11 protein-coding genes are annotated in these 11,122 nt (G+C 67.1%); all 11 read left to right on the forward strand.

Features of this window, described 5'->3' with window-relative positions; genetic code table 11:
- The first annotated feature begins 64 nt into the window (after nt 1-64).
- The 11 genes from HMPREF2826_RS01700 (at nt 65) to HMPREF2826_RS01750 (ending at nt 11,071) form a co-directional block, all read left to right on the forward strand.
- Nucleotides 65-358: a WXG100 family type VII secretion target gene (locus tag HMPREF2826_RS01700; RefSeq protein ID WP_058271107.1), complete on the forward strand. Its 294-nt coding sequence runs from the start codon at nt 65-67 to the stop codon at nt 356-358.
- Nucleotides 359-444: 86 nt separating this feature from the next.
- Nucleotides 445-5,058, forward strand: a complete 4,614-nt coding sequence (gene essC / locus HMPREF2826_RS01705; protein ID WP_070638651.1) for a type VII secretion protein EssC — start codon at nt 445-447, stop codon at nt 5,056-5,058.
- The gene (locus HMPREF2826_RS01710) at nt 5,055-6,455 is read left to right on the forward strand and encodes an FHA domain-containing protein (protein ID WP_070638653.1); all 1,401 of its coding nucleotides are present in this window, start codon (nt 5,055-5,057) and stop codon (nt 6,453-6,455) included. Before essC ends, HMPREF2826_RS01710 begins: the two co-directional genes overlap by 4 nt.
- Nucleotides 6,452-6,802 carry a DUF4176 domain-containing protein gene (locus HMPREF2826_RS01715; protein WP_168163959.1) on the forward strand — a complete coding sequence of 117 codons (351 nt, stop codon included), beginning with the start codon at nt 6,452-6,454 and terminating at the stop codon, nt 6,800-6,802. The genes HMPREF2826_RS01710 and HMPREF2826_RS01715 overlap by 4 nt, the downstream gene beginning before the upstream one ends.
- A gap of 26 nt (nt 6,803-6,828) precedes the next feature.
- The gene (locus HMPREF2826_RS01720) at nt 6,829-7,137 is read left to right on the forward strand and encodes a WXG100 family type VII secretion target (RefSeq protein ID WP_058271111.1); all 309 of its coding nucleotides are present in this window, start codon (nt 6,829-6,831) and stop codon (nt 7,135-7,137) included.
- 51 nt (nt 7,138-7,188) lie between these two features.
- The gene (locus tag HMPREF2826_RS01725; RefSeq protein WP_070638655.1) at nt 7,189-8,640 is read left to right on the forward strand and encodes a hypothetical protein; all 1,452 of its coding nucleotides are present in this window, start codon (nt 7,189-7,191) and stop codon (nt 8,638-8,640) included.
- 71 nt (nt 8,641-8,711) lie between these two features.
- A complete protein-coding gene (locus HMPREF2826_RS01730) occupies nt 8,712-9,656 on the forward strand; it encodes a hypothetical protein (RefSeq protein ID WP_070638657.1) in 945 nt (314 codons plus the stop codon).
- A 34-nt stretch (nt 9,657-9,690) separates the two neighbouring features.
- On the forward strand, nt 9,691-10,170 hold the full coding sequence (locus HMPREF2826_RS01735) for a hypothetical protein (RefSeq protein WP_070638659.1): 480 nt from the start codon (nt 9,691-9,693) through the stop codon (nt 10,168-10,170).
- Between the two features lie 13 nt (nt 10,171-10,183).
- Nucleotides 10,184-10,540: a DUF4176 domain-containing protein gene (locus HMPREF2826_RS01740; RefSeq protein ID WP_070638661.1), complete on the forward strand. Its 357-nt coding sequence runs from the start codon at nt 10,184-10,186 to the stop codon at nt 10,538-10,540.
- Nucleotides 10,533-10,811 carry a hypothetical protein gene (locus HMPREF2826_RS01745; protein WP_070638663.1) on the forward strand — a complete coding sequence of 93 codons (279 nt, stop codon included), beginning with the start codon at nt 10,533-10,535 and terminating at the stop codon, nt 10,809-10,811. The genes HMPREF2826_RS01740 and HMPREF2826_RS01745 overlap by 8 nt, the downstream gene beginning before the upstream one ends.
- A 41-nt stretch (nt 10,812-10,852) precedes the next feature.
- Nucleotides 10,853-11,071 carry a hypothetical protein gene (locus HMPREF2826_RS01750; protein ID WP_070638666.1) on the forward strand — a complete coding sequence of 73 codons (219 nt, stop codon included), beginning with the start codon at nt 10,853-10,855 and terminating at the stop codon, nt 11,069-11,071.
- Nucleotides 11,072-11,122 lie beyond the last annotated feature (51 nt).

Consider the following 11,122-nt stretch of genomic DNA (forward strand, 5'->3'; position numbering starts at 1 on the left):
GTTGATATAGCAGGACGACACGTCCGCATGAGGCGGCGCGTCGAGACACAGAAAGGAAGTTGCAATGGCCGGACAGATTAGGATCACCCCCGAGCAGATGCGTTCCCGTGCCAACGAGTACACCGCCGAGGCCAACAACGTCCAGGAGACCATCACCAAGATGGACTCCCTGCTGAGCGCCCTGCAGCAGGAGTGGGAGGGCGCCTCGAGCCAGGCCTACGCCCAGCGCTTCGCCGAGGTGCGCCCCGGCTTCGTGAAGGCCAAGGAGCTCATCGACGAGATCTCCGCCGCCCTCAAGCAGACCGCCCAGACCCTCGAGGAGACCGACTCCAACATCGCCAGCTCCTTCCGCGGATAGCGCAACCTCCCTCTGCTGTGGTGCGGGGTCGCACCACCCTCGGCGACCCCGCACCCTCCCCTCTGAAAGGACACGGTAAGACCGCGATGGCAGATTTGCTGCTCACTCTCGTATCGCAGGGCGTCTCGCACACCTTCTCCCTGGACCCCAGCGCGCAGTCAACGGCCGACATAGGCCTTGGGTCCCCGCTGCTGCGCGTTGAGGTGCAGGGTGACGGCGCCGTGCTGAGTCCCGCCTTCGGCTATCAGGTGGTCACGGCGCAGGGGGAGGCCCTGCCCCGCGCCACGGTGCCCCTGGGGGCCGAGACGGCCCTCGGCGTCCGCTCTCTGGCCGACGACGCGCTCGCCAGCCTGTACTGCCGTCCCGCCACCGCGGGCGTCCGGCGCTTTGGCAAGCTCGGCTTCTCGTTTGACGCGAGCGTGCTCATCGGTCGCTGCCGTGAGGCCCAGCTGCACTACGAGAGCGGCTTCGTGTCGGAGCGCCATGCCCGCCTCGACCTCAAGGGCGAGAGCTTCACGCTCACGGACCTGGGGAGCGGCAACGGAAGCTTCGTCAACGACCGGCGCGTTGCGCCCCACCAGGCCGTCGCCCTCGTGCCGGGCGATGTGGTGCGGATCCTCGACCTGACGGTCATGGTGGGCCGCCGCCTCATCGTCCTCAACGACCCAGAGGGCCTCGTCGTGGGCGAGATTCCCGGGGCCACGGCCATCGACCACAGGCTCTTTCGCGAGGCGTGCCCTCCGGCGAGCAAGACGCTAGGGACGCTCCCGCTCTTCTTTCCCGCGCCCCGGCTCCTGCACTCCGTCCACGGCCAGCTCTTCCAGGTGGACGAGCCCCCCCATCGCAAGGTGCCCGACGACACGCCCGCCATCCTTCAGATGGGTCCCTCCTTCGTGATGGGCATGGCGTCGCTCTTCTCGGCCTCCTACGCCATCCAGAACATCGCCCAGGGCGGCAGCCTCATGAGCGGGCTGCCCTCCATCGCCATGTGCACGGCCATGCTTCTGGGCATGGTCATCTGGCCCATCGCGTCACGCGCCTACACGAAGCGGCGCGACGAGGCCGACGAGCGCCGCCGCGAGGCGCGCTACACCGACTACCTCAACGCCATGGGCGCCCGCTTCGAGCGCGCCTGCGACGACCAGGCCGAGATCCTCAGGCTCAGACGCACCGACGTCGGGGAGCTGATCGCGCGCACGGAGGAGCTGTCGCCGCGCCTCATGAACCGCGGCGTAGACCACGAGGACTTCATGGCGCTGAGGGTGGGCGTGGGCAACGAGCTCCTTGACGCAGACGTTCGCTGGCCCCAGCGGCGCTTCTCCATGGAGGAGGACAAGCTCCTCGACAAGGTCGCCGAGCTGGAGGACAACCCGCCGGTCGTTCATGACGTCCCCCTCTGCTTCAATCCGCGCGATCACTTCTGCGCGGGCGTCGTCGGAGCGCGCTGGGACGTGTGGGCGTTCGCTCGCGGGCTCATCGTCCAGGTGGCGTCCCTCTACAGCTACCAGGACGTCAAGGTCGTCCTCGTGGCCGACCCCGACGAGGAGGGCGAGTGGGGGTTTGTCCGCGCCATCCCGCACCTCTTTGACGACACGGGCGCCCGCCGGCTCATCGCCTGTGACCCCGACCGTCTCATCGACGTGTTCGCGCCGCTCGAGCGCATGCTCGAGATTCGTCTGGGTCAGTCTGCGAGCGAGGCCAGGGAGGGCCCGCACTTCCTCGTGCTCTGCGCGAGCAAGGCCCTGTCCGAGCGCTCCGACACCGTGGGCAAGCTGGAGCGCCTCAGGTCTAACCTCGGCTTCTCCCTGGTGTTCTTCGGCGAGGCCCTGCGTGACCTTCCCCGCGAGTGCTCCTACGTCATCGACCTCACCGACGGCGGCGTCCTGTCCGAGATGGGAGCCACCGCGCACCTGCCGGGTACCGGACGCGTGGCAGCCGGCTACGAGGGCTCGGCGCGCATGTTCGACCGTGACGACGTGGCGGGCACCATGGTGCGCTTTGACGCGGACATCCTCGTCTCGCCGGAGGAGGCCCGCCACTTTGCCCTGGGCATCGCGCGGGTGCGGCTCGACCTGCCGTCCCAGCGCGTCGCCATGCCCAAGTCGCTCGGCTTCCTCGAGATGTTCGAGGTGGGCAGCGTCGGCCAGCTCAACCTGGGTCAGCGCTGGGCCGAGAACGACGCCTCGCGCACGCTTCAGACGCCCGTGGGCAAGGACGCCGCCGGCGAGCTGGCCATGCTCAACCTCCACGAGCGGTCGCACGGCCCGCATGGCCTCGTGGCCGGCACCACGGGCTCGGGCAAGTCGGAGTTCATCATCACCTACATCCTCTCCCTCTGTGCCAACTACGCCCCCGACCAGGTTGCCTTCGTGCTCATAGACTACAAGGGCGGCGGCCTGGCCGGCGCGTTCGACAACGAGCGCTACCGCCTGCCGCATCTGGCGGGCACCATCACCAACCTCGACGGTGCGGCCATCTCGCGCTCGCTCGTGTCCATCAAGAGCGAGCTCAAGCGCCGTCAGGACGCCTTCAACGCCGCTCGCGACGTCACGGGCGAGGCGACGATGGACATCTACAAGTACCTGCGCTACTACCGCCAGGGGCTGCTCACGGACCCGCTCCCGCACCTCTTCATCGTCGCGGACGAGTTTGCCGAGCTCAAGCAGCAGGAGCCCGAGTTCATGGACGAGCTCATCTCGGCCGCGCGCATCGGGCGCTCCCTGGGCGTGCACCTCATCCTCGCCACGCAGAAGCCATCGGGCGTGGTCAACGACCAGATCTGGTCAAACTCGCGTTTCAAGGTCTGCCTCAAGGTGGCCGACGCCGCCGACTCCAAGGAGATGATCCGCCGTCCCGACGCCGCCGAGATAGACCGCCCGGGCCGGTACTGCATGCTCGTGGGCTACAACGAGTACTTCTGCGAGGGGCAGGCCGCGTATGCCGGGGCGCCCTATGCCCCCACGGAGGTCTTCGAGCCGCACCGCGACGACGCCGTCGAGCTGATTGACGACATCGGTGACGTGGTGGCGTCCCTGCGCCCGCCCTCGAAGGGGAGGAAGGCGTCGGAGACCTCGGAGCTCAACGCCGTGCTCGAGGGGCTGGGGCAGGCGGCGCGGCTCATGGGCAGGCAGGCCAAGCCGCTCTGGCTTCCCCCGCTCGCCACCCACATCGCGCTGGACGAGCTCATGGGACGCTACCCGGACCTACCGCGCTCGACGTGCTGCGCCCTCGTGGGCGAGGTGGACGACCCCGGCCGTCAGCGGCAGTTCCCCTATGTCGTCGATTTGGCCGCCTGCGGCAACCTGCTCGTCTTTGGCGCCCAGGATTCCGGGGCGGACGGCCTGGTGGCCACGCTCCTGCTCTCTCTCGCGCTGGGATATGCCCCCCATGAGGTCAGCTTCTATGCGCTCGACCTCGGGCCGGGCGTCCTCACGCCGCTCGCGACGGCGCCCCAGTGCGGCGGGGTCGTCGTGTCGGGCGACTACGCCCGCACGGAGAGCCTCCTGCGGCTGGTGCGGCGGGAGTGCGTACGCCGTCGCGCCCTGCTCGCGCGCGCGGGCTGCACGTTCGAAGACTACAACGCCCGGTCCGAGGAGCGCCTGGGTCACGTGGTGGTGGCCCTCACCAACATCGCCGCGTTCTACGACCTCTTCGCCGAGTTCGAGGACCTTCTCATCACGCTCACGCGCGACGCACCGCGCCTGGGTGTCCACTTCGTCGTGAGCGCGAGCTCCGCAAACGCCGCGCGAATGCGCCTGAGGGCCAACTTCTCCACGAGCATCGTCTGCGCCCTGAACGACGAGGGCGACGTCACGACCATCCTCGGCAAGAAGCCCCAGGCCGTCGTGGCGCGCCAGGACAAGCGGGGCTACGTGGTCGTGGGCAAGGAGATCTTTGAGTTCAAGGGCGCCTCCGCTGCCGCTTTCGGCGAGGTCGAGGCGGACGCGATCGCGTCGACGCTCCGTCGACGCTCCCAGGACTTCTCCGAGCGTGCCGAGATGATTCCCGTCCTGCCCGCCGCCGTCCACCCTCAGGACATGGACCTCTCCCGCCTGGGCGAGGGCATCCTGCCCGTGGGCTTCGACAAGCGGGAGATGAGGGGCGTGGGCTTCTCGTTTGCGCGCTGCCCCAGCCTGGTGCTGCTTGGCAACGACCAGGAGGGCATCTGCCGCTACCTTCTGGGCCTGCGGGCGTGCCTCGCCGCCTCCGGCGAGGTGAGCTACCTCTTCGTGGACAGCGAGTCGTATCTGGGGCAGCTTGACGACCCCTGCGTCGCCCAGGGCGCCGATGACGCGCGGGCCCGCCTGCTGGGCGTGCTGTCTGGCTACGAGCCGGTGGGCGTGCTCGTGTTCACGAGCGTCATCGAGACGATGGCCTCGCTGCCCGCCGAGGTGGCGGACCCGTTCAAGGCCTATCTCATAAAGAGCCACGGCAAGAGCGGCATGGGCATCGTCGCCGCCACGGAGGCCTGGCGCAGCAAGTCGGTGTACGACGAGTGGTACAAGGCGCTCACGGCCTACGGAAACGGCATCTGGGTGGGCAGCGGGTTTTCCGACCAGTCAACCTTCCACTACCCGCGCCTGCTGCCGGAGTACCGCGAGCCCACCGCCCAGGACGACGGCTTCCTTGCCGTGCGCGGCGAAGTCACGGCCGTGCGCCTCGTGTCGGCGGCCGCCGAGAGGGGGCGTGACGCCCAATGAGGTTCTCGGAGCACAGGGACCGCCGAAGCGCCTCGCGCACGCTTCAGGTGGTGGCGGACAAGCGAGAGAGCCTCGAGTATGCCCAGGCCGAGTGGCTCAAGCGACGCGAGGCCGACGTCTTCCTGCCCTTTGCGTACGACCCGGCCGCCAAGGTGCCGCGCTTCTACTATGACGTGACGGGCCTGGCCCGGCTCAAAGCCTACCTGGGGGCAAGGCTCACGAAAGAGCAGTTCCTGTGCATGCTGCGCTGCGTGTACGACGCGCTCGACCTCTGCACCGCCAAGCGCTTCTCGGCAAACGCGGTGTGCCTCGATCCCGATCGCGTGTACGTCGCCGAGGGAGGGGCCCTCAGGTTTGCCTTCGTTCCCTTGGCGGGGGCGCCCGCACGCGCCGAGAGCTCCCCGCGCGCCCTCCTGAGCCATCTGGCGCGTCCGGCGAGCGTCTCGTTTGCGGACGAGGCCGACTGCCGTCACCAGCGCGCCCTGGACGACTTCGTGAGACGGACCTCGGTGCTCTCCCTCGACGCGCTTCGCGAGTTTTTGAAGGGCGAGTTCGGCGTGACGCTGGGGTCCGACGCCGTGCAGGAGGGGGTCGCCCGCGCAGGGGCGGCCATGCCTCGGATCCGGGGAGGCGTGAGGACGGGTGGGTCTGCCGCAGCCTTTGACATGGTGGGCCTTCTCTCCCGTCGTGCGTCCGCCTCGGAGGTCATGGCGTCCCAGGACCTCTCCACCCAGGCGGCAGACGCGATCGCGGGCGTCTCGCCCACCTGCGTCGAGCGCGTGCGCACCCGGGAGTCCGCCGCGGCCAGGGAGGAAGAGGAAATAGCGGATTGTGGGGGCGCCGTGGCGTCACAGGCCGCCGCGGCCACGGAGGAAGACGTCCCCGTCGCCGCCAAGACGCAAGAGCAGGTCGATCCGCCCCCTGCCGCGCCTCAGGCGCCGTCCCCTGCGCCCGTCTCGTCCCAGCGCCCTGCCGCACGCCATCAGACGGTCATCCTGGGACGGGGAGACGGCTCGCTTGCCTCCCGCTACGCCTCCGTCCGGCCTGACGGGCGGATACGGGTCATGCGCGAGCGCGGGGACGTGAACCTCGAGCTTGACCTAACGACACCCAAGGTCATCGGCCGCTCGGCCTCTGCGGACGTCGTCCTGGCGGACAACACCAACGTCAGCCGCAGCCACGCCCTCGTCGAGCGCGATGGCGGCGGCTTCTCCATTCGCGACCTCGGGTCGCTCAACGGGGTCTTCGTCCGCGGCGAGCGGCTGGCACGTGGCAGCTGCGCGCACGTGGACGTGGGCGAGCGCTTTCTCGTCGCCGACGAGGCGCTCTCTATTGTCGAGGAAGGCATCGGACGAGACATGGCGCCTGGCCGCCAGGGAAGGACGGGGATACGGTGACGGAGGAGCAACGGGAATTCACTGGTGACGACTTGGGCATCGGCACGACATACCTGCCGATTGGCTCCGTCGTGGAGCTCAAGGGCGGCGAGCGACCGCTCATGGTGGCGGCCGTCATGGCCCGCGACGGCAACTCGGGCCGGCTCTGGGACTACATGGGCTACCCCTATCCCGAGGGACGGCGCGACGTCGCCAGCGACTACTTCTTTGACGGCGACATGATCGAGAGCCTCCTGCATCTTGGCTACTTCAACGACGAGACGATGGCGTTTCAGTCCTTCCTCGCCGAGCAGGAGGGCGAGTACCGGCGGCAGCGCAAGGAGAGTCGGGGCGAGGATCGCTCGTAGCGACCAATGACGATGAGGGAGGCCTCATGGGAACCACGATCGTGTACAACAGGGACCAGGCAATCAGGACGGCGTCGCAGTACGACGGCGTCGCCAAGGACTACTGCACCATCAAGGACGCGGCACAGAAGCTGAAGTCAACTCTCTCGTCCTGGGAGGGAAAGGCGGCCACCGCCTTCAAGGACACGCTGACGGTCGCGACGCAGCAGGTTGAGACCCTCGGCGACGAGGTCTTCGATCATTCGGGCGCCATCAAGCAGGGGACGGAGTACATGGTGGCAACGGACGCCAACAGTGCCCGACAGCTCTCCATTGCGGCGCATTCTTCCAGGTAGGCGCCTCATAAGGGTGCTCAGGCAACGATGACAGAGAGAGGGTGAGCGAAGGTGCTCAAGTACAGGTACTCCGACCTGCAGACCGCAAACACCAAGATCAAGAGCATGTGCACGGGACTTTCGGGGGCCATCAGCAAGACGAAGGCGGCCAACGCGTCCTTCGTCAGCGTCCAGAAGGGCGCGTGGGCGCAGGGCGAGTCCAAGGCGAGCATCGTCATCGAGTCTCAGGCGCGCATCTTCTACGAGGCGATGAGCCAGGTCAGGACCACGTTTTCCTCGCTCGTGCCCGATGCGGCGTCGGTGCGGCAGCAACGTGACACCTTTCTGACGACGCTGGGCGGGTCCTGCCCCAATGGCGACTTCGTCTGCGTCAACCCCGACGCGCATGTGGAAACCCTCTGCACGCGGGCGACGAGCAGCCTGGACGAGCTCAACTCGAAGGTGCGAAGCGCCCAGGACGCGCTCAGCGGGCTCAAGGACCAGGGGGGCGTCCCCGGCGCCCTCTCCCAGATTCACTCGAGCGTCATAAAGGAGAAGGAGCAGCTGTCCCATGTGCGGCAGACGTGGGTGACGCTGGCCACAGGCGCGAACAAGTTTGAGTCAACGTACTCGTCCTCGCTGAAGGGCGACGCCTTCATCACGAACGACATGGTGAAAAAGGTACACAAGACCCTGGTGGCGGAATGGGATGCCTCGGGGGAGGGCAGGCTCAAGTCATTTCTCGACAGCATCAAGGAGCTCACCACCGAGCCAAAGGTCGGCGGGCACAAGCTTCCCCTCAAGTACGCGCTCAAGGCCATCAAGGAGTATGGCAAGTACGGCCTGGGCATCGTTGCCAAGCCCAGCACCGCGCTCTGGAGGCTCATAAGTCGCTACGGAATGAGCGCCCTGCGCGCCGATGACAGCCTGGCGAGGGGCGCCGGCTTGGAGGCTGCCCTGGTGTGGGCGATAGGCAAGCACAAAAAAGGGTACTGGAAGCAGATCGGCGAGAAGTTCGTCGGCGACGTCAACCTCTTTGGCCAGGCCAAGGAGGCCTGGGGCACCATGCGCTCGGCGTTCTCAAAGGGTGACGAGGCCGCCGAGGCGATCGCGGGCTCCGGGTCCAAGCTCTCGAAGCTCGCACGCGCAGGCAAGTTTGCCTCCGGAGCCGCCCGGGCCGTGGGTGTCGTCGGCGACGCGATCTCGGTGTATGACATCTTTGCCAACTCCAAGAAGGCGTTCGAGACGACGGCGGGCGATCGCACGCAGAAGACTGCCGCCGCCATGGTCGAGGGCACGAAGGGCGCCCTGAAGTTTGGCACAGGCAAGGCCGTCGGTGCCATCGTGGGCACCTGCTTTGGCGGTCCGGTGGGAACGGCCGTGGGCATCGCTGTCGGCGCGGGCGCGGACTGGGCTCTGGGCAAGGCTGCGGACTGGTTCCAGTCGAGCGGCCTGCAGCAGAAGGTGACCAACAAGGTGGCCCAGGGCATGCGTGCCATCGGGAAGTTCTTCAAAGGCCGCTAGGCCAGGTCGGGCGGGGCCAAGAAAGGTCGCATGGGCTCCCCCCAAGGATTTCGGTCAAGAGAGGACAGTACATGTCATTGTTCAAGAAGCGTTCGGTTGACCTGGGGGCCCTCACCCTCGAGGAGCTGCCCTTCTCGGGAAGGGACCTGTTCGTGCTTCTCGGGGGCCTCGACACCACCCTGGTCATAAAAGCGGGACTTGGGATGGTGCTTGAGGAGGTGCTGGAGCTCAAACCCTACGAGGACCTGTGGAAGCGCGATCTCGTGAACCGCCTCCAGCCCTCCGGCTGGGTGGACGCCGAAGGTAACCCCAACCCCGAGCTGGCGGCTGCCCTGGCCCCGCTAGGAAGCCTGGGCGTTGCCATCTCCAATGCCCGCAAGGGCGACAGCCGCACGAGGGGCGTCGTGCTTGCGGGGGACTCCGCCAGCGGCATCGTGAGGTCGGCAGGAAAGATCTTTCATCTGACGCCCTTCCCCCGCGAGAAAAAGGGCTGGGACGGCACCTTCCGCCGCATCTTTGACAAGGAGCGCTATCCGTTCTACCCGGCCGCCCGCGACTGGCATGCCACCTTCGTCGAGCCGAAGGGGGAGGACATCGCCAGCGCCTTCCTCCGCAACGACAAGGAATACATACGCGCCTACGCCGAGCGCCGTGGCGTCGAGGCGGAGCCTCTGCTGGAGTTTGGCGGAAAGTTCGGTCTGTTCTCGAAGTTTGGCGAGCTCTACGTTGATCAGACTGTGGGCTGCGAATATGGTCCTGAATATCCCTGGAAATATGTCCCCTGCGCATCTGGCCCACGACGCCTCAGGTGGGCGTTCGTCGTGCCCTCCATCGGCGGCATATTCTCGGACTGCAGCGCCGGCCATGCGGGCGTTCCCGACCGCTGGGGAGCCGATTATGTCAAGTGGGCCAAGGAGGTAGCGTTCCTCTCCATTGACTTCTATACGTCCGACAGCCTGCTTGACGCCCTGTCGTCGGTGCCCCCGTACCCAGAAACCGAAAGCGAGCCCGCCTGAGGGGGTCACCCCACGGCGAGGGAGGATGTGATCGATGAGCAAGGAATACTGGCGCAGCCAGGCAACCTACTATCGCGGCAAGGTTGACTGGTGCCAGACGAACGCCAGCCAGTGGTCCCAGAAGGCCGCGGCTCTCTCGTCCCAGCTCAAGGAGCTCAAGGAGCAGCTGGCCATCGCACGGCGCGTGAAGGCCGCCTGCGGAAAGCTGGGCCCGTCCAACGACGACGTCATACGCGCCCTGGGAAGCCTTGGCTCCATGGCGGCCTCGGCGCTCGAGTGCAGCTCCTGCACCGAGGCGGCGAAGGACATCGCCAAGTCAAACGCGGGGCAGATCCAAGACGCAAACGGGGCCATCGACGACGTGATATCCCGTCTCGAGCAGCGAATCGCCGAGGTGACGGCCCAGCTTAACACGGCCAATGGCAACGTCAGCTACTTCAACGGCTGGGCCAGCAGCTACCAGGCATCCTACAGTGAGGCGTATTCAAACTACCTGAGCGCCAGCGACGAATAGGGGAGAGCGACCTATGCTTACGACCAACCAGTGGCTGCCCATCGGCTCCGTCGTGCATGTGGACGGCAAGGAGGAGCTGGTGGTGATTGCCGGCTACATGCAGCAGGACGTCGAGACGGGACGCCTGTGGGAGTACGTGGGTCTCAACCACCCCACCGGCTTCCTCAATCCCGGTGACGACGTGCTGTTTGACCGCGACTCCATTGACGGGGTGGTCTTCGTGGGCCTTCAGGGCGTCCTCGAGGAGCACTGGGTCGCCGCCCTCGAGGCGACGCAGGAGTCGTTCTCAAAGGCCAAGGACGATGCCGAGGAGGCCGGCCGTCAGAAGGTTGAGGCAAGCCAGAAGACCGAGGCAAGAGACGATGACTGACAAGGTCCTGCTTTCGGTGACGCTCCCCGCCACCGGCAGGAGCTATGAGTTTCGCGTGCCGCTGTGCCTGACGGTGGAGGCGGCGGCCCGGCTTATGTCGGGCATACTCGCCACGACGGAGTCGGCGCTCTACGAGGCCTCCGACGACGTCGACCTCATGTACCTGGATGAGCTGCCCGTGCGGGGCGGGCAGCTCAATCCCAACGAGACAATCCGCGCCCTCGTCGAGCAGGGTGCGCTCGTGGATGGGAGCCATCTTGCGCTGGTATGATGTCAGGCACATGAGGTCGCGAGACGTCGAGAGGGGCATCTATGGACTGGACTAAGCTCCCGCTCATGATTGTGATCATCCTGGTAGGCACCGTGCTGGTGGCCGTGGTCGGCGGCTCCCTCATCGGCCTTATCGCCGCGGCGAGCGCCCGCAAGGACGAGCAGCGGGCGGCGGCAAGAAGGGGAGCCTCCGCGCCCTCGCCCGAGACGCCCTCGCCGGACGGCGAGGATGCGGGCGGCATGGGGGGCACGTACGACTAGCCGCCACCTGCCGGGGCGTCGCCTGCGCCCGGCGGCGACGGATGGGGAGGC

It is taken from the genome of Olsenella sp. HMSC062G07 (assembly GCF_001811895.1).
In the GTDB taxonomy this organism is placed as follows: domain Bacteria; phylum Actinomycetota; class Coriobacteriia; order Coriobacteriales; family Atopobiaceae; genus Olsenella_F; species Olsenella_F massiliensis.

Coding starts and splice junctions, on each gene's coding strand:
- HMPREF2826_RS01745 (WP_070638663.1), top strand. CDS start 10,533: ATGACTGACAAGGTCCTGCTTTCGGTGACGCTCCCCGCCACCGGCAGG.
- HMPREF2826_RS01735 (WP_070638659.1), top strand. CDS start 9,691: ATGAGCAAGGAATACTGGCGCAGCCAGGCAACCTACTATCGCGGCAAG.
- HMPREF2826_RS01730 (WP_070638657.1), top strand. CDS start 8,712: ATGTCATTGTTCAAGAAGCGTTCGGTTGACCTGGGGGCCCTCACCCTC.
- HMPREF2826_RS01740 (WP_070638661.1), top strand. CDS start 10,184: ATGCTTACGACCAACCAGTGGCTGCCCATCGGCTCCGTCGTGCATGTG.
- HMPREF2826_RS01710 (WP_070638653.1), top strand. CDS start 5,055: ATGAGGTTCTCGGAGCACAGGGACCGCCGAAGCGCCTCGCGCACGCTT.
- HMPREF2826_RS01750 (WP_070638666.1), top strand. CDS start 10,853: ATGGACTGGACTAAGCTCCCGCTCATGATTGTGATCATCCTGGTAGGC.
- HMPREF2826_RS01720 (WP_058271111.1), top strand. CDS start 6,829: ATGGGAACCACGATCGTGTACAACAGGGACCAGGCAATCAGGACGGCG.
- essC (WP_070638651.1), top strand. CDS start 445: ATGGCAGATTTGCTGCTCACTCTCGTATCGCAGGGCGTCTCGCACACC.
- HMPREF2826_RS01700 (WP_058271107.1), top strand. CDS start 65: ATGGCCGGACAGATTAGGATCACCCCCGAGCAGATGCGTTCCCGTGCC.